We start from the raw sequence: 15,383 nt of genomic DNA, 5'->3' as shown, positions 1-15,383 counted from the left end.
GCGCGAGACCTTTTTCCCCGCCCGCGTGGCCGGATCCGACCCTGGAGTGTGCGGCTGATGCAGGCACAACAACTGCTGGCCGCCCTGGCCTCCGGCGAGGCGGTGTCGGGCGCACAGCTCGCCGATCGCTCCGGCGTCACCCGCGCGGCCATCTGGAAGCAGGTCGAGACGCTGCGCGCGCGCGGCGTGCCGGTCGAGGCCCGGGGCGCCGCCGGCTACCGGCTGCCGTGGCCGGTGCAGTTGCTGGATGCCACGCGCATCCGCGCGGCCCTGCCGCGTACCTGCGCAACCCGCCTGGGCGCGCTGGAAGTGCACTGGGAGCTCGATTCCACCTCCAGCGAGTTGCAACGCCGGTTGGGCGAGACGGCCGATTTCAGCATGGTGCTCGCCGAAACGCAGACCGCGGGGCGCGGCCGACGCGGGCGCAGCTGGCTGTCGCCGCCTGGCCTGAATCTGTATCTGTCCTGCCTGAAGCGCTTCGATCGCGGGTTCGCGGCGCTGTCGGGCCTGTCGCTGGCCGTGGGCACGATGGTGCTGCGGGCGATCGATTCGCTGGGCATCGAGGGCGCGGGCCTCAAGTGGCCCAACGACGTGCTGGCCGACGGCGGCAAGCTTGCCGGCGTGCTGGTGGAACTGAGCGGCGAATACCAGGGGCCGTGCGCGGCCGTGATCGGTGTCGGCCTCAACCTGCGCCTGACCGAGGCGCTGCGCGAGCAGGCCGGACAGCCGGCGTGCGACCTTGCCACGCTGGCGACCGACCTGCCGGACCGCAACCTGGTGGCGGCCCGGTTGATCGCCGCGCTGGTCGAGGGCCTGCGCGAGTTCGAGCGGCACGGCTTCGCGTCTTTCGCGGAGGACTACGCCCGCCACGACCTGCTCGCCGGTCGGCAGCTCAAGCTCAGCGGTGCGCAAGGCCATTTCGAAGGCACGGGCGCCGGCGTCGATGCGCGCGGCGCGCTGCAGGTGCGCCTGGCTGACGGCGCGTTGCGCTCGGTCGACAGCGCCGACGTCACGGTGCGTCGCGCATGAGGCTGCTGCTGGACCTTGGCAACACGCGCCTGAAATGGGCGCTTGAGGAGGGCCACGGCCACTGGCAGGCGCAGGGCGCCGCCGCCTGGAACGAGGACCTGGCGTTGCTCGCCTCCACCTGGCAGGCGTTGCCGCTGCCCGCGGCGGCCTTTGGCGCGTCGGTGGTCGATGCCGAACGCGAACAGGCCGTGGCGGCACAGGTGCGCGCACTGTTCGGACGCGAGGTTGCCTGGCTGCGCACGCCGGCCAGCGCCTGTGGCGTGCGCAATGCCTATCCGGAGCCCGGACGCCTGGGTGTGGACCGCTTCCTGGCGATGGTCGCGGCACGCGCCGCCGGGGCGGGCGACTGCGTGCTGGTCGGTGTCGGCACCGCGCTCACCCTCGATGCGCTGGCCGTGGACGGTCGGCACCTCGGCGGACTGATCGCCCCCGGTCCGCGGCTGATGCAGCAGGCCCTGCTCGGCGCTACCGCGCAGGTGCGTCCGCGCAACGACGGCGTGCTGGTGGACGCTGCCGACAACACCTCCGATGCAGTGGTCTCCGGTTGCTGGCAGGCCGCCGCCGCGCTGGTCGAACGCTTCGTGGCGCGCATGGCACCGCGGTTCGGCGAAGCGCCCGCGCTGCGGCTGGACGGCGGTGACGCCGCCGGTCTGCTGCCATTGCTGGGACTGCCGGCGACCATGGTCGAACACGGCGTGCTGCGGGGCCTGGCGGTGTGGGCGCAGGCACAGTCGGGCAGCTCCGCGACGCCCTAAGATGTGCGTCCACCCGGGGGGAGTCCGATGTTCCTGCGCCTGCTGTTCGTCCTGCTGATCGCGTTCAATATCGCGGTGGGTGCCTGGCTGCTGCTGGGCCAGGACGACTCGCACGGGCGCAGCGTCACCGACCCGGGCGTGCCGATGCTGCACCTGCTCTCCGAGCAGACCGCCCCGCCCGCACCGGTCGCCAGCCGACCGCCCGCACCCGCCTCGATCCCGGCGCCCGCGGCCAGCGCGGCGGTGGCGCTGGAAACCCGCTGCCTGGCGGTCGGCCCGTTCGACACCCCGCAGGATCTGCGCAATGCCCGCACCGCACTGGCCGGCCCCGGCGTGCGCATGCGTTCGCGGCAGGAGCAGACCACCGAAACGCGCGCCTGGTGGGTCTACCTGCCCGCGCCCGGCACGCGTGCCCAGGCGCTCGCGCTGGCCCGCCGGCTGGGGGAGGCGCACGTGGGCGACTACTTCGTGATGAGTTCCGGCGACCAGCCCAACGCCATCTCGCTGGGCCTGTTCAAGGACCCGGCCAACGCGCGCAAGCGCCGCGACGAAGTCACCTCCGCCGGCTTCTCCGCCCAGATCCAGGAACGCAGCGAGCAGGTGCCCGAATACTGGCTGGACCTGGTGGTCGCCGACGGGGCGCGCTTCGACTGGCGCGGCCGGGTGCGCACGGCGGGGATCGGCTCGCACAGCACGACCTGCTTCTAGGTTGGCCGGGAACCCATTACCCCCACCGTCCCTACGCCCCGCCTGCTAGACTCCATGCCTTCTCCAGGGCCGGCATAGCTCAGTTGGTAGAGCAACTGATTTGTAATCAGTAGGTCGCGGGTTCGACTCCTGCTGCCGGCACCAGCCGCGCGCCAGCGCGCGGCATCCCACCGGACGGACATGGCCCTTATGACCCAGCAGACAGTCAGCTTGATCGGCGCACCCACCGACATCGGCGCAGGCCACCGCGGCGCCTCGATGGGCCCGGAAGCGCTGCGCGTGGCCCGACTGGCCGAAAAGCTCGAAGCGCGCGGGTTGAAGGTGATCGACCGCGGCAACCTGCAGGGTCCGCTCAATCCCTGGCTGCCGCCGGAAAACGGCTACCGCCACCTGGACGAGGTGGCGACCTGGAACATGGCCGTCCATACGGCCGTGCGCCAGGAGCTGCAGGCCGGCCGCGTGCCGGTGATGCTCGGCGGCGACCACTGCCTGGCGATCGGTTCCATCTCCGCGGTGGCCGACCACTGCCGCGACACCGGCAAGAAGCTGCGCGTGCTCTGGCTGGATGCGCACGCCGACTTCAACACCGCCGACGCGACGCCCTCGGGCAACATCCACGGCATGCCGGTCGCGTGCCTCTGCGGTAATGGACCGGACGTGCTCACCGGCATCGGCAACCACAAGCCTGCCACCTCGCCGCATGTGTACCGCCAGGTCGGCATCCGCTCGGTGGACGACGACGAGAAGAAGCTGGTGCTCGAGGCCGGCATGAAGATCTTCGACATGCGCCACATCGACGAGGTCGGCATGAAGCGGACGATGGAGGAGGCGCTGGCCGACATCGACGAGGGCACGCACCTGCACGTCAGCTTCGACGTCGACTTCCTCGATCCGTCGATCGCCCCGGGCGTGGGCACGACGGTGCGGGGCGGCCCGACTTACCGCGAGGCGCAGCTGTGCATGGAGATGATCGCCGACACCGGTCGCCTGGGCTCGCTGGACATCGTCGAGTTGAACCCCGCCTACGACAAGCGCAACCAGACGGGCAAGCTGGCGGTGGATCTGGTCGAGTCGCTGTTCGGCAAATCCACGCTGATTCGCTGAGCGACATCGCCGCACTGCGACAGCATTGCGCGTGCCGGCACGCGTCCCGAACGCCTATCATCGATCGGCTGGCGGTGCGGTCCCGCCGCCCGCGCCCTTACCTCCAGAACTGAAGTCATGAACCGAACCCGCGTCCTCACCGGCATCACCACCACCGGTACCCCGCATCTGGGCAATTACGCCGGCGCCATCCGGCCGGCGATCGCGGCGAGCCGACGCGACGATGTCGACGCGTTTTTCTTCATGGCCGACTACCACGCGCTGATCAAGAGCGACGACCCGGCGCGCATCGCCCGCTCACGGCTGGAGATCGCGGCGAGCTGGCTGGCGTGCGGGCTCGACCCGGAGCGGGTCACCTTCTACCGCCAGTCCGACATTCCCGAGATTCCCGAGCTCACCTGGCTGCTGACCTGTGTCACCGCCAAGGGCCTGCTCAATCGCGCGCACGCCTACAAGGCGGCGGTCGACCGCAACGTGGAGACCGACGAGGATCCGGATGCCGGCGTAAATGCGGGCCTGTACATGTATCCGGTGCTGATGGCCGCCGACATCCTCGCCTTCGACGCGCACAAGGTGCCGGTCGGCCGTGACCAGATCCAGCACCTGGAGATGGCGCGCGACATCGCGCAGCGCTTCAACCACATCTACGGCCAGGACTTCTTCGTGCTGCCGGAGGTGCAGATCGAGGAGCAGGTCGCGACGCTTCCGGGTTTGGACGGCCGCAAGATGTCCAAGAGCTACGACAACACCATCCCGTTGTTCGCCGGCGGCGCCAAGGCGCTGCGCGAGGCGGTGATGCGCATCGTCACCGACTCGCGCCTGCCGGGCGAGCCGAAGGATCCGGAAAGCTCCTCGCTGTACACGCTCTACCGCGCGTTCGCCAGCGATGCAGACACTGCCGCGTTTCGCGGTGCGCTGGAATCGGGGCTGGCCTGGGGCGAGGCCAAGCAGGCGCTGTTCGACCTGCTGGAAGGCCAGATCGCGCCGATGCGCGAGCGCTACGACGCATTGATCGCCCAGCCTGCGCACATCGAGGCAATCCTGCAGGAAGGCGCCCGCAAGGCGCGCGCCATCGCCACGCCGAAGATGGCGCGGCTGCGCGATGCGGTCGGCCTGGGCAGCCACGTCGTGGCGTCCGGCGCCGCGGAGGCGGCCAAGCCGCGCGGGGACAAGCCCCCGCGCCTGGCCAGCTTCCGCGACGAGGACGGGCGGTTCCGCTTCCGGCTGTTCGCCGGCGATGGCGAGGAATTGCTGCTCTCGCGCGCCTTCGACGACCCCAAGGCCGCCGGCGTGGCGCAAAAGCAGCTCAGGCAGGGTGGTGGAGCGGTCACGCTGCGTTCCACGCCCGCGGGCGGCGTGCTCGAGCTCGATGGCAGCGAGGTGGGCAGCACGCCCGCGTTCGCCGACGAAGCGACGCGCGACCAGGCGCTCGGCCGGCTGCGCGAGGCGCTCGACCAGCTCGCCGGCGCCGCCTGAGGGACCACCGATGCTTCGCTACCTCGCGCTGCTGCTGCTCGCGCCCTGGCTGCTGGTACTGGCTTGGGCCTATTTCACTTATCCCAGGAGCTTGCCGCGCACTGCCGCGCGCCGCGCGTTCGACTGGCTCGCGCTGCTGCTCGCGACCGCGGCGGCGGTGTTGAGCGCCGGCTGGGGCTTCGAGGCCGCGCCGCCTCCGCAGGTCGACGCGTTCGGCCGCGCCAGTGGCGCGATCTGGCAGCAGGTGCTGCCGGCCCTGCTCGGCTACGGCGCCTGCGTGGGCGTGCTGGCGCTGGCGATGCTGCTCCGATATCTACTTTGGCGCCCGGTGCGCCGGTGAGCGTGCGATGACTTCCGAAAAGCTGCAGATCCAGCTGGCGCGCCTGTTCGAACGGCACGAGGTGGAACTCGAACCGGACGAGGACTGGCTGCTGACCGATGGCGACTATCCCGCACTGCGCGCGCAGTGGCAGGACGCGTCCGTGCCGGGCGGGCCCGGCCGGCTGGACCTCGACCTGGTGCTGGACGAGGAGCGCCAGCTCGAGCTCAGCTACGCCGGCGACGGGCAGGGCGAGGCCGGCTGGCGCGATGCGCTGGATCGCTTCGCACGCAGTGATCTGCCGGTGTTGCTGGCCGCCTGCTGGTACGTCACCGACGAGCGCAGGCTGGACCTGGCGCAGTGGGAGCTTGGCCTGCGCCAATGGGACGTCTTCATCGGCCGCTTTGCGGTGGAGGGCGCGGACATCGCCCTGCCGGCGGGCATCCTGGCCAACGTGGCCGATGCATTGAAGAACGAGTCGCTCGCCCCGCGCCTGCACTGGATCCGCCTGTTCCTGCGCCGTGCCGCCGACGGCACGCTGGCCACGGAGGTACTGCTCGATAACACGCCGTGGTCCGCCGGTGACCGCGCGCTGGCGGCGCTGGCCTGGCCGGAAAGCGCGCAGGCCTACGACGTACGCAGCCTGATCGCGCTGGACGTGCGCGACTACTGAGCTTCCGGCGACCGCGTTCGCCGCTTTCTGTCCTCAGGAGCGCATCTGGGCGCGGCCGTGATGCATGGCGGTCGCGCACTGGTCGCTGCTGCAGGGTGCTATCGCGCTCCCGGCTTCACTCCCAGCGATTGAGGTGCGGGCCGAAGCGCTCGCGTTGTTTCTGCACCACGCAGAAGCGGTGGCCGGTCGGCGCCTGCATCACCCACCAGCGTTCACGGACGAAGGCGACGGAGCGTGCCCCGAGTGCTTCCAGACGCGCCACTTCCGCGTCGAGATCGTCGGTCTCGATGTCCAGGTGCACGCGGCTTTCGTGCGAAACCTTCTGCAGCAGGACGATCGGCTCGTCATCGGCGGTAGCGAGCGCCGCGTAACGCCCGTCGCCATCCTGGTCGGCATCTTCGACGGGCTTGCCAAGGGCGGCGCTCCAGAAGCGGATGGCCGGCTCCAGGTCGTCGAGCTGGCAGTCGAGCACGATGGTGCTGAGGCGGCTGTGGTGCATGGAAGGCCTCCGTTGGACTGAAAGCCAAGCGTGCGCCCGGGGGTGTGAAAAGAAAACGGAGCGTCGGGGCGCTCCGTTCTCGGTGGACAGGCGGTGGCGCCCATCCGTCTGCGCGACCTTCGCTGCCGCCGGGCGGGAGAAAGGGCGCTTCCTTACTGCGGCAGCGCCAGGTCGTCCAGCAACGCCTTGAGGAAGCGCGCCGCTTCGCCACCGGTGGCGGCGCGGTGATCGAAGGTCAGGCTGATCGGCATCCGGCGGTGCACTTCGATGCCGCCCATGACCGCCACCACGTCGTGGCTGAGCTTGCCGGCGCCGATGATCGCCACGCACGGCGGCACCACCACCGGGGTGGCGTAGCGGCCGGCGAACATGCCGAAGTTGGACAGGCTGATGGTGTAGCCGGACAGTTCCGACGACGGGATCGTGCGGTCCTCGACCTGCGAGCGCAGGCGCTTGATCGCGGCACGCACGCCGGCGCCGTCGAGCACGTCGGCGTTGCGCAGGGCGGGCACGAACAGGCCGTCGTCGGTGTCGACCGCGATGCCGATGTCGACGTGGCGGTGCATCGTGCGGGTGAGGTTCTTGCCGTCGAACCAGGCGTTGAGCGCCGGCACCGCCTTGCAGGCGGCCACGATGGCGCGGATCAGGCGGGCGGTGATGTCCTGCTTGCCCAGCCAGGCGTGCAGGTCGGCATCATCCACCAGCGTGGTCGGCACGACCTGGGCGTGGGCTTCGGCCATCACGCGGGCCATGTTGCGGCGCACGCCCTTCAACTGTTCGGGCTGACCGGTGGCCGGCTGCGACGGGGGCGCGGTGCGCACGGGCTTGCCGGCGAGCGAGACCGGGCCGCGCTGCGGCGCCGGGCCGGGCTCGGGCAGCTCGGGCGCCAGGTGGCGGCCGGCCGACGCGGGCACGGCACGCGCCGGGGCCGCGCCGAGCGGGGCACTGCCATTGGCGGCGGCGTCCTTGACGTCCTTCATGGTGACCACGCCGTCGGCGCCGGTCGGGCGCACCTTGGCCAGGTCGACTTTCAACTTCTTCGCAAGCGCGCGCACGGCAGGCACTGCCTTGACGCCGCCGATGCTGGCGGCCTGTTCGACGTGCACGGTGTTGCCGCTGACCATGGCGCCGACCACGGTGCCTTCGTCTTCGCGGTCCTTGCCGTTGGTTTCGACTTCGCCGCCTTCGTCCGAGGCAACCACCTTGTGGCCGTCGTCCGGCGCAGGGCTGCCCACGCTCTTCTTCGGGCCGTGGTGGTGGCCGGTGGCTTCGGCTTCGGCGCGTTGCTTGGCGTTGGGGTCGGGTTCGAAGTCGGCCAGTGCCGCACCGGTCTCGATCACGTCGCCAGCGGCGCCGTACAGCTTGGTCACCTTGCCGGTGTAGGGCGAGGGCACCTCGACTACCGCCTTGGCGGTTTCCATCGAGGCCAGCGGCGCGTCGAGCTTGATCGTGTCGCCGACTTTCACGTGCCATTCGACGATGGTCGCGTCGGGCAGGCCTTCGCCGAGGTCGGGCAGGTAGAACGTCTTGATGTCAGCCATGGCGTTGTATCCGGAAAAGGGAATAGGGGATGGAACGGGCGCGCCTGATGCGCTGCCTCGTTCCCTCGATCAGCTCGCCGCCAGCGTGCGCTTGGCCGCCTCGACCACGCGCTCGGTGCTGGGCAGGTACTTCATTTCCAGTCGGAACAGCGGGATGTGCGTGTCGAAGCCGGTCACGCGCTCGACCGGCGCGAGCAGGTCGTACATGCATTCCTCGGCCAGGCGCGCGGCGATCTCGGCGCCGAAGCCGGCGGTCTTCGGAGCTTCATGCACGATCACGCAGCGGCCGGTCTTCTGCACCGACTCGGCGATCGTGTCGAAGTCGAGCGGGGTCAGCGTGGCTACGTCGATGACCTCGGCGCTGATGCCCTCGGCGGCCAGCGCATCGGCCGCTTCCAGCGTTTCCTTCACCTGCGCGCCCCAGGTCACCAGGGTCACGTCGGTGCCGTCGCGCAGCACGAAGCACACGTCCAGCGGCAGCGCCTCGCCGTCGTCCGGCACTTCTTCCTTGTACTGGCGGTAGATGCGCTTGGGCTCGAAGAACATCACCGGGTCCGGATCGCGGATCGCCGCCAGCAGCAGGCCATAGGCGCGCGCCGGCGAGGAGGGCATCACCACGCGCAGGCCCGGGATATTGGTGAACAGGTGTTCGTTCGCCTCGGAGTGATGCTCCGGCGCACGGATGCCGCCGCCCCACGGGGCGCGCCACACGGCGGGCACGGTGAGGCGGCCGCGGGTGCGGTTGCGCAGGCGCGCGGCGTGGCAGGCGATCTGCTCCATCATCGGGTAGATGAAGCCCTCGAACTGCGCCTCGGCCACCGGCTTCATGCCCTGCACGGCCAGGCCCACGGTGACGCCGGCGATGGTGGTCTCGTCCAGCGGGGTGTCGAGCACGCGCAGCTCGCCGAACTTCTCCTGCAGGCCCTGGGTGGCGCGGAACACACCGCCGTTGACGCCCACGTCTTCACCCAGCACCACGACCGATTCGTCGTGCGCCATCTCGTAGGCGAGCGCCTGGGTGACTGCTTCGATAAGGGTGATCTGTGCCATGGGTCAGTGAGCCTTGTTCTCGAGCGAGAGCGCGAGGTCGCGCTGCTTTTCCAGGTCGGCGGGAACTTCCGCGAAGGTGTAGTCGAACATGGCGGTGACCGGTTGGGTCTTGGTCTCGAGGTAGGCGTTGACCTCGTTGTCCATCCAGTCGTCGCACTCGGCCTTCCAGGCTTCTTCCTTCTTGTCGTCCCACACCTTCTTGGCCACCAGCCAGTTCTTCAGGCGCTTGACCGGGTCCTTCGCCCAGGCGTCCTTGACTTCCTGCTCGCCGCGGTAGCGGCGCGCGTCGTCGGCGGTGGTGTGATCGCCCAGGCGATAGGTGACGGCCTCGATGACGCTGCCGCCCTCGCCGTTGCGGGCGCGCTCGAGCGCGTCCTCCATCGCCTTGCGCACGGCGATGATGTCGTTGCCGTCGACCTGGATGCAGTGCAGGCCCGCCGCGATGCCCTTCTGGGCGAGCGTGGGCGCGCCGGACTGGATCTTGCGCGGTACCGAGATCGCCCACTGGTTGTTGACGATCACCGCGACCATCGGCAGGTTCTGCGCGCCGGCGATGTTGATCGCGCCGTAGAAGTCGCCCTTGGACGAACCGCCGTCGCCGATGGTGCACACCGCCACGCGCTTCTCGCCGCGGATCTTGAAGGCGAGCGCGGAACCGGCCGCGTGCAGGCACTGCGTGGCGATCGGCACCGACCAGGCGAAATCGTGCCGCGCCGGCTCGTTCTGGTAGTCGTTGCCGCGCTCGTCGCCGCCCCAGTACATGTAGACCTCGCGCGGCTGCACGCCGCGGTAGAGCTGCGCGCCGTACTCGCGATAGCTCGGTGCGAGCACGTCTTCGGGCTTCATGGCGCTGCCGATGCCGACGTGCGCGGCCTCGTGGCCCAGGCACGAGGCATAGGTGCCGAGCTTGCCGGTGCGCTGCAGCGCGATCGACTTGGCGTCGAACACGCGGGTGGAAAGCATCAGCTTGTACAGCTCGACCATCTGGTTCAGGTCCTGCGCGAAGGCAGGCAGGTCGTCACGCACCTGCTTGCCCTCGGCGTCGAGGTATTGCAGGTACTCGATTTCAAACTTGGCGGCGATGGACACGACTCGCTCCCGTGAAGGTGGAGTGGAGATGGGGATGCGTTGGGGGAGGCGGCGGCCCATCCAGTGGGGCCAGGCACGCGCAAACGGCCCGAAAAGACCGCCTTTGATAGCAGGCGCGCGTGTTGCGCTGCAAGGTACGGTGCAACATGCGCGGGCGTGTGGAGGGCGTCGGCGGGACCTCGCGCAACGCCTGGATCGCTTGCTGGCGCAGCGTCTCCGCAGCAGCGCCCCTGGGCGCGACCATGGGGCTCACGGTCGCCCGGGGCGCTCCTGCAACGACAGCCGTCGTATCGGTGAGGCCTTGACCGGCCTCTCCTCTTGTCCTGGATCAGGAGCGCCTGCGAAACGCCCCCGGTACCATGGCGGCCTGGATCGAAAGGGACGGAAAGCATTCCATGGGCGACAACCAGCGCGACCTCGAAACCGGCATCGAGACGGACCTCAACGGCAAGATGACCTACGGCGGCTACCTGCAGCTGAGCACGCTGCTGTCCGCGCAGCGCCCGCTCACCAGCCACCACGACGAGATGCTGTTCATCGTGCAGCACCATGTTTCGGAGCTGTGGATGAAGCTGGTGATCCACGAGCTGAAGGCGGCGATCGCGGACCTGCGCAAGGACGACGTCGACGGCTGCCTGAAGGTGCTGGCCCGCGTGAAGCAGGTGCAACGCCAGCTGTTCGAGCAGTGGGCGGTGTTGGAGACGCTCACCCCCGCCGAATACCTTGAATTCCGCGACATGCTTGGGCCCTCCTCGGGCTTCCAGTCGCTGCAGTACCGCATGATCGAGTTCGCGCTGGGCAACAAGCACGCCGACATGCTGGCGGTGTTCGCCCACGATCCGGCGGCGCAGGCGCAGCTGCGCGAGGTGCTGGAGGCGCCCAGCCTGTACGACGAATTCCTGCGCTATCTCGCCCGCCGCGGCCACGCCGTTCCGCCGGAACTCATCGAGCGCGACTGGACGCAGCCCTACCGCCGCAATGCGGGCCTCCTGCCGGTGCTCAAGCGCATCTACGAGGAACGCGGCGACTTCTGGCCGGAATACCATCTGTGCGAGCAGCTGGTGGACGTGGAGGAAAGCTTCCAGCTGTGGCGTTTCCGGCATATGAAAACGGTCGAGCGGATCATCGGGCACCGGCGCGGTACCGGGGGATCCTCGGGCGTGTCGTTCCTGAAGAAGGCGCTGGAGCTGGAGTTCTTTCCGGAATTGCTGGACGTGCGCACGGTGCTCGGCACCTGACCGATCCTTTGCAGGAGCCCACCTGTGCGCGGCCATGGCACGGCGGTCGCACAGGTGCGCTCCTACCGGGCCGCCATTGACGTGACGCCCTTGCGCCGGTTACACGTCACCGATTGGCGCGCGCCGAGCGCGCGCCTCCACGCCAAGGGGAATCTATGAGCCAGACCGCCGAATCCGCGCCGGCCGCCGCGCCCGACTATCCGCAGCTGCTGGGCCATCCGCGTCCGCTGTGGATGCTCTTCATGACCGAGTTCTGGGAGCGCTTCGCCTACTACAGCGTGAGCTGGGCGCTGGTGCTCTACATCGTGGCGCAGTTCTTCAACGGCGATCCGGCGGGGCAGGGCTGGGCGGCGGGCATCTACGGCGCCTATACAGCGCTGATCTACGCCGCATCGATCTTCGGCGGTTACGTGGCCGACCGGGTGATCGGCTACCAGCGTTCGATCCTGCTCGGCGCCGCGGTGATGGCCGCCGGCCTGTTCACGCTGCTGGTGCCGAGCAAGCCGCTGATGATGCTGGGCCTGGCGCTGGTGATCGCCGGCGACGGCCTGTTCAAGCCGAACATCTCGACGATGGTCGGCCAGCTCTACGGCCGCGATGATCCGCGCCGCGACCGCGGTTTCACCCTGTTCTACATGGGCATCAACGCCGGCGCCTTCGTGGCGCCGCTGCTGACCGGCTGGATGGCTGCCTACTTCACCGATACCCCGATGCAGCAGAACTACCGCATCGTGTTCGGCGCCGCCGGCGTGGGCATGCTGCTGAGCTTCCTGTGGTTCTGGTTCGGCCGCCGCGGCCTGAAGGGCGTGGGCCGTCCGCTGCCGGGCATGGAAAACCGCCTGCGCGTGCTGTGGGTGCTGATCGGCGCGGCGGTGGCCGTGCCGCTGATCTATGCGCTGCTGGCGTACGTCGGCGCCGAGGGCCTGCAGTGGCTGCTCGGCGTGCTGTTCATCGGTGTGGCGGCGGCGCTGATCGTCGAGGCGTTGCGCCACGACCGGGTGCAGCTGCACCGCGTGATCGCCATGCTGATCGTGTTCGTCTTCAGCGTGGTGTTCTGGACGTTCTACTTCCAGTTCGGCACCTCGCTCAACTTCCTGGCCGAGAACTGGGTGGACCGCGAGATGTTCGGCGGCTGGATCTTCCCGGTCGGCTGGTTCCAGTCGGTGACGCCGCTTTCGATCCTGGTGTTCGCGCCGCTGCTGACGCTGGTGTGGGCGGTGCTTTCGCGTCGCAACGCCGAACCGTCGATCCCGCGCAAGTTCAGCTTCGGCCTGATCTTCAATGGCCTGGGCTTCATCGTGCTGGTGTACGCGCTCAAGGAACTGCTCGGACCCACCGGTCTGATTCCGTTCTGGCCGCTGGTGCTGTGCTACGTGATGCAGACGCTGGGTGAGCTGTGCCTCTCGCCCATCGGCCTGTCGATGGTGACCAAGCTCGCGCCGCCGCGACTGGTCGGCCTGGCGATGGGCGGCTGGTTCCTGTCGCTGGCCGCCGGTGGCGATTTCTCCGGGCTGGTGGCGCGCTCGATCAGCGGCGAGACCGGCATGACGGTCGCCTCGGCGCTGTCCGGCTTCAATTTCTGCTTCTGGGTGCTGGTGGGTGCGGGCGTGCTTCTGCTGCTGATTTCGCCCTTGATCAACAAGCTGATGCACGGAGTGAAGTAAGCACCAACCTCAAGGTGGGCCTCAGCCCACCACGCGCTTTGCGGTGAAGGAATGGTGGGCTGCGGCCCACCCTAAAGGGGCGTGTCCTGGCTTGGCATCAGCTTGTCCAGGATGCGCTCGAGCCAGGCCCGCTCCTCGACATCGAGCTTCGCCAGCAGCTCGCGTTCGCGCGCCCGCGCCATCGGCGCCACCTGATCGTGGATCACCCAGCCCGCTTCGGAAAGATTGAGCACCGAGCGGCGCTTGTCGCCGTCGTGGATCGCGCGATCCACGCGCCCGGCCTCGACCAGTCGCGCCAACGCGCGGCTCACCGCCACCTTGTCCATCGCCGTGCGCTCGGCCACCTCGCGCGCCGACAGCCCGTCGAAACGTGCCAGCACGGCCATCACCCGCCACTCGGTGACCCCCAGGTCGAAACGGCGCTGGTAATCGTCGGCGATCGCCTGGCTGACCGTGTTGGACACGATCGACAGTTGATACGGCAGGAAATGCTCGAGTTCGAGTGGTGCGTGTTCGGCGGGCGGTCGGTCAGGTGGGCGCTTGGCTGGCACGGCAGCGCGGCTCCTTGCAAATGGTTTCATATGTAACTATAACGGAGATCTAGCCGGAATCTTCGTGGTCCCCGCGCATCCTCGCGGACGTGGCCGCACCGCCCACTCTACGTCTTCCAGCCTTTGAGGAGAGCGCCATGAACGCCCAACCGAACCTCGGCATGCAGGTCACCACCTTCGAGAACCCGATGGGCATCGACGGCTTCGAGTTCGTCGAGTTCGCCGCGCCGGCGGGCCGCGGTGGCGAGCTGCACGAGCTGTTCCGCAAGATGGGCTTCACCGCCGTGCTCAAGCACAAGCGCAGGGCGATCACCGTGTACCGCCAGAACGGCGTGAACTTCCTCGTGAATGAGGATCCGGATTCCTTCGCCGCCGATTTCGCGGCCAAGCACGGTCCCTGCGCCTGCGGCTTCGCGATCCGCTTCAAGACGCCCTCGGACGAGGTGTGCCGGAAGGTGCTCGGCAACGGTGGCGAGGCGATCGATCACAAGGCCGCCAGCAAGGCGGTCGATGCGCCGGTGGTCAAGGGCATCGGCGACTGCATGCTGTACCTGGTGGACCGCTACGGCGCCAGGGGCGACATCTACGACGGCGACTACGAGGCCGTGCCGGGCGCCGAGAAGAATCCCAAGGGTTTCGGCCTGACCTTCATCGACCACCTCACGCACAACCTCTACTTCGGCAACATGCAGAAGTGGTCGGACTACTACGAGCGACTGTTCAACTTCCGCGAGATCCGCTACTTCGACATCAAGGGCGCCAAGACCGGCCTGGTGTCCAAGGCGATGACGGCGCCGGACGGCATCGTGCGCATCCCGCTCAACGAGTCGAGCGACCCGAAGAGCCAGATCAACGAGTACCTGGACGCCTATCACGGCGAGGGCATCCAACACATCGCCTGCTTCACCGACGACATCTATGCGACGGTCGAGGCGATGCGCGAGCAGGGGGTGGAGTTCCTCGATACGCCCGACACGTACTTCGACGTGATCGACATGCGTGTGCCCAACCATGGCGAAGACGTGCCGCGCCTGCGCAAGAACAAGATCCTGATCGACGCCGATGCGGAGACCAAGCAGCGCAAGCTCCTGCAGATCTTCACGCAGAACAACATCGGACCGATCTTCTTCGAGATCATCCAGCGCAAGGGCAACGAGGGATTCGGCGAGGGCAACTTCCAGGCGTTGTTCGAATCGATCGAACGCGACCAGATGAAGCGCGGCGTGCTGTAAGGCACGCCGCGGGAACAGCGGTCAGTGACCGAGGTTGTTGTGCAGCATGGCGGCGACCACCGCACCGAAGAACACGAAGTAGATGACCATCAGCGCGAGGCCGACCAGATAGAGCACGCCCTGGATCACGAAATAGGTCTTCAGGCGCGACAGGGCTTCGATCAGTGCGTTGGCGTCGTCCTGGAGCTGTGAGCGCTGCGCCGCCCCGGCCGACTGGAGCAGCAGCACGCCGATCCAGATCGGCAGCCACGCAATGATGATGCCGACGATCGTGAGGGCAGTGATCGCACCCTGGATGATGAACATGATGCCGATGAACTTCATCCAGCCCGCGGCCGATGCCAGCGGCAGACCGATTTCCCGGGTTGCGCGCGCAGGCATGCCCGCGCCGGGTGCGGCAGGTACGTAAGACATGTAGTTCCCCTGGTTTGAGTGGGCCGGCGTCCCCCTGGATG

16 protein-coding genes and 1 tRNA gene are annotated in these 15,383 nt (G+C 68.5%); 11 read left to right on the top strand and 6 right to left on the bottom strand.

The window, feature by feature from the left end; genetic code table 11:
• Window positions 1–57: 57 nt before the first annotated feature.
• From ACFWZ1_RS14665 to ACFWZ1_RS14630, 8 genes are all read left to right on the top strand, one after another.
• Window positions 58–1,029, top strand: a complete 972-nt coding sequence (locus ACFWZ1_RS14665) for a biotin--[acetyl-CoA-carboxylase] ligase (RefSeq protein WP_439666986.1) — start codon at window positions 58–60, stop codon at window positions 1,027–1,029.
• On the top strand, window positions 1,026–1,784 hold the full coding sequence (locus ACFWZ1_RS14660; protein ID WP_439666985.1) for a type III pantothenate kinase: 759 nt from the start codon (window positions 1,026–1,028) through the stop codon (window positions 1,782–1,784). Before ACFWZ1_RS14665 ends, ACFWZ1_RS14660 begins: the two co-directional genes overlap by 4 nt.
• A gap of 27 nt (window positions 1,785–1,811) precedes the next feature.
• Window positions 1,812–2,492 carry an SPOR domain-containing protein gene (locus ACFWZ1_RS14655; protein ID WP_439666984.1) on the top strand — a complete coding sequence of 227 codons (681 nt, stop codon included), beginning with the start codon at window positions 1,812–1,814 and terminating at the stop codon, window positions 2,490–2,492.
• A gap of 68 nt (window positions 2,493–2,560) precedes the next feature.
• Window positions 2,561–2,636 (top strand) — tRNA-Thr (locus tag ACFWZ1_RS14650).
• A gap of 45 nt (window positions 2,637–2,681) precedes the next feature.
• Window positions 2,682–3,596 carry an arginase gene (gene rocF, locus ACFWZ1_RS14645; RefSeq protein ID WP_231321582.1) on the top strand — a complete coding sequence of 305 codons (915 nt, stop codon included), beginning with the start codon at window positions 2,682–2,684 and terminating at the stop codon, window positions 3,594–3,596.
• Between the two features lie 117 nt (window positions 3,597–3,713).
• Complete coding sequence (locus ACFWZ1_RS14640) at window positions 3,714–5,072, top strand: tryptophan--tRNA ligase (protein ID WP_439666983.1); 1,359 nt, start codon at window positions 3,714–3,716, stop codon at window positions 5,070–5,072.
• A 10-nt stretch (window positions 5,073–5,082) separates the two neighbouring features.
• The gene (locus tag ACFWZ1_RS14635; protein WP_231321578.1) at window positions 5,083–5,412 is read left to right on the top strand and encodes a hypothetical protein; all 330 of its coding nucleotides are present in this window, start codon (window positions 5,083–5,085) and stop codon (window positions 5,410–5,412) included.
• Between the two features lie 7 nt (window positions 5,413–5,419).
• Entirely contained in the window at window positions 5,420–6,064 is a 645-nt protein-coding gene (locus ACFWZ1_RS14630; RefSeq protein ID WP_439666982.1) for a DUF6348 family protein, read from the top strand.
• 115 nt (window positions 6,065–6,179) lie between these two features.
• On the opposite strand, the gene ACFWZ1_RS14625 is transcribed toward ACFWZ1_RS14630, so the two are convergent.
• From ACFWZ1_RS14625 to pdhA, 4 genes are all read right to left on the bottom strand, one after another.
• Window positions 6,180–6,563: a VOC family protein gene (locus ACFWZ1_RS14625; protein ID WP_439666981.1), complete on the bottom strand. Its 384-nt coding sequence runs from the start codon at window positions 6,561–6,563 to the stop codon at window positions 6,180–6,182.
• 152 nt (window positions 6,564–6,715) lie between these two features.
• Window positions 6,716–8,104: a dihydrolipoamide acetyltransferase family protein gene (locus ACFWZ1_RS14620; RefSeq protein WP_439666980.1), complete on the bottom strand. Its 1,389-nt coding sequence runs from the start codon at window positions 8,102–8,104 to the stop codon at window positions 6,716–6,718.
• Window positions 8,105–8,173: 69 nt separating this feature from the next.
• Entirely contained in the window at window positions 8,174–9,154 is a 981-nt protein-coding gene (locus ACFWZ1_RS14615; RefSeq protein WP_439666979.1) for an alpha-ketoacid dehydrogenase subunit beta, read from the bottom strand.
• 3 nt (window positions 9,155–9,157) lie between these two features.
• Entirely contained in the window at window positions 9,158–10,243 is a 1,086-nt protein-coding gene (gene pdhA, locus ACFWZ1_RS14610; protein WP_439666978.1) for a pyruvate dehydrogenase (acetyl-transferring) E1 component subunit alpha, read from the bottom strand.
• Between the two features lie 395 nt (window positions 10,244–10,638).
• Here pdhA and ACFWZ1_RS14605 point away from each other — a divergent pair, with 395 nt between their 5' ends.
• Together ACFWZ1_RS14605 and ACFWZ1_RS14600 are read left to right on the top strand one after the other, a co-directional pair.
• Window positions 10,639–11,481, top strand: a complete 843-nt coding sequence (locus ACFWZ1_RS14605; RefSeq protein ID WP_439666977.1) for a tryptophan 2,3-dioxygenase — start codon at window positions 10,639–10,641, stop codon at window positions 11,479–11,481.
• Window positions 11,482–11,636: 155 nt separating this feature from the next.
• Window positions 11,637–13,145: a peptide MFS transporter gene (locus ACFWZ1_RS14600; RefSeq protein WP_439666976.1), complete on the top strand. Its 1,509-nt coding sequence runs from the start codon at window positions 11,637–11,639 to the stop codon at window positions 13,143–13,145.
• Between the two features lie 71 nt (window positions 13,146–13,216).
• Here the strand turns inward: ACFWZ1_RS14600 and ACFWZ1_RS14595 are convergent, their stop codons facing one another.
• Window positions 13,217–13,696 carry a MarR family winged helix-turn-helix transcriptional regulator gene (locus ACFWZ1_RS14595; protein WP_231321565.1) on the bottom strand — a complete coding sequence of 160 codons (480 nt, stop codon included), beginning with the start codon at window positions 13,694–13,696 and terminating at the stop codon, window positions 13,217–13,219.
• Between the two features lie 137 nt (window positions 13,697–13,833).
• On the opposite strand from ACFWZ1_RS14595, the gene hppD reads away from it, so the two are divergent.
• Window positions 13,834–14,928, top strand: coding sequence for a 4-hydroxyphenylpyruvate dioxygenase (gene hppD / locus ACFWZ1_RS14590; protein ID WP_439666975.1), 1,095 nt, complete (start codon window positions 13,834–13,836; stop codon window positions 14,926–14,928).
• A gap of 21 nt (window positions 14,929–14,949) precedes the next feature.
• On the opposite strand, the gene ACFWZ1_RS14585 is transcribed toward hppD, so the two are convergent.
• Window positions 14,950–15,342 (bottom strand): DUF5362 domain-containing protein, encoded by a 393-nt coding sequence (locus tag ACFWZ1_RS14585; protein WP_439666974.1) that lies wholly within the window; start codon window positions 15,340–15,342, stop codon window positions 14,950–14,952.
• Window positions 15,343–15,383: the final 41 nt, after the last annotated feature.

This window comes from Frateuria sp. GZRe14 (assembly GCF_051900395.1).
GTDB lineage: Bacteria > Pseudomonadota > Gammaproteobacteria > Xanthomonadales > Rhodanobacteraceae > Frateuria_A > Frateuria_A edaphi.
This window is presented reverse-complemented; position numbering and strand designations above follow the sequence as displayed.

What these genes read in the sequence shown, in the direction of transcription:
- ACFWZ1_RS14665 (WP_439666986.1), top strand. Translation starts at nt 58, where the DNA reads ATGCAGGCACAACAACTGCTGGCCGCCCTGGCCTCCGGCGAGGCGGTG.
- ACFWZ1_RS14660 (WP_439666985.1), top strand. Translation starts at nt 1,026, where the DNA reads ATGAGGCTGCTGCTGGACCTTGGCAACACGCGCCTGAAATGGGCGCTT.
- ACFWZ1_RS14655 (WP_439666984.1), top strand. Translation starts at nt 1,812, where the DNA reads ATGTTCCTGCGCCTGCTGTTCGTCCTGCTGATCGCGTTCAATATCGCG.
- rocF (WP_231321582.1), top strand. Translation starts at nt 2,682, where the DNA reads ATGACCCAGCAGACAGTCAGCTTGATCGGCGCACCCACCGACATCGGC.
- ACFWZ1_RS14640 (WP_439666983.1), top strand. Translation starts at nt 3,714, where the DNA reads ATGAACCGAACCCGCGTCCTCACCGGCATCACCACCACCGGTACCCCG.
- ACFWZ1_RS14635 (WP_231321578.1), top strand. Translation starts at nt 5,083, where the DNA reads ATGCTTCGCTACCTCGCGCTGCTGCTGCTCGCGCCCTGGCTGCTGGTA.
- ACFWZ1_RS14630 (WP_439666982.1), top strand. Translation starts at nt 5,420, where the DNA reads ATGACTTCCGAAAAGCTGCAGATCCAGCTGGCGCGCCTGTTCGAACGG.
- ACFWZ1_RS14625 (WP_439666981.1), bottom strand. Translation starts at nt 6,563, where the DNA reads ATGCACCACAGCCGCCTCAGCACCATCGTGCTCGACTGCCAGCTCGAC.
- ACFWZ1_RS14620 (WP_439666980.1), bottom strand. Translation starts at nt 8,104, where the DNA reads ATGGCTGACATCAAGACGTTCTACCTGCCCGACCTCGGCGAAGGCCTG.
- ACFWZ1_RS14615 (WP_439666979.1), bottom strand. Translation starts at nt 9,154, where the DNA reads ATGGCACAGATCACCCTTATCGAAGCAGTCACCCAGGCGCTCGCCTAC.
- ACFWZ1_RS14605 (WP_439666977.1), top strand. Translation starts at nt 10,639, where the DNA reads ATGGGCGACAACCAGCGCGACCTCGAAACCGGCATCGAGACGGACCTC.
- ACFWZ1_RS14600 (WP_439666976.1), top strand. Translation starts at nt 11,637, where the DNA reads ATGAGCCAGACCGCCGAATCCGCGCCGGCCGCCGCGCCCGACTATCCG.
- hppD (WP_439666975.1), top strand. Translation starts at nt 13,834, where the DNA reads ATGAACGCCCAACCGAACCTCGGCATGCAGGTCACCACCTTCGAGAAC.
- ACFWZ1_RS14585 (WP_439666974.1), bottom strand. Translation starts at nt 15,342, where the DNA reads ATGTCTTACGTACCTGCCGCACCCGGCGCGGGCATGCCTGCGCGCGCA.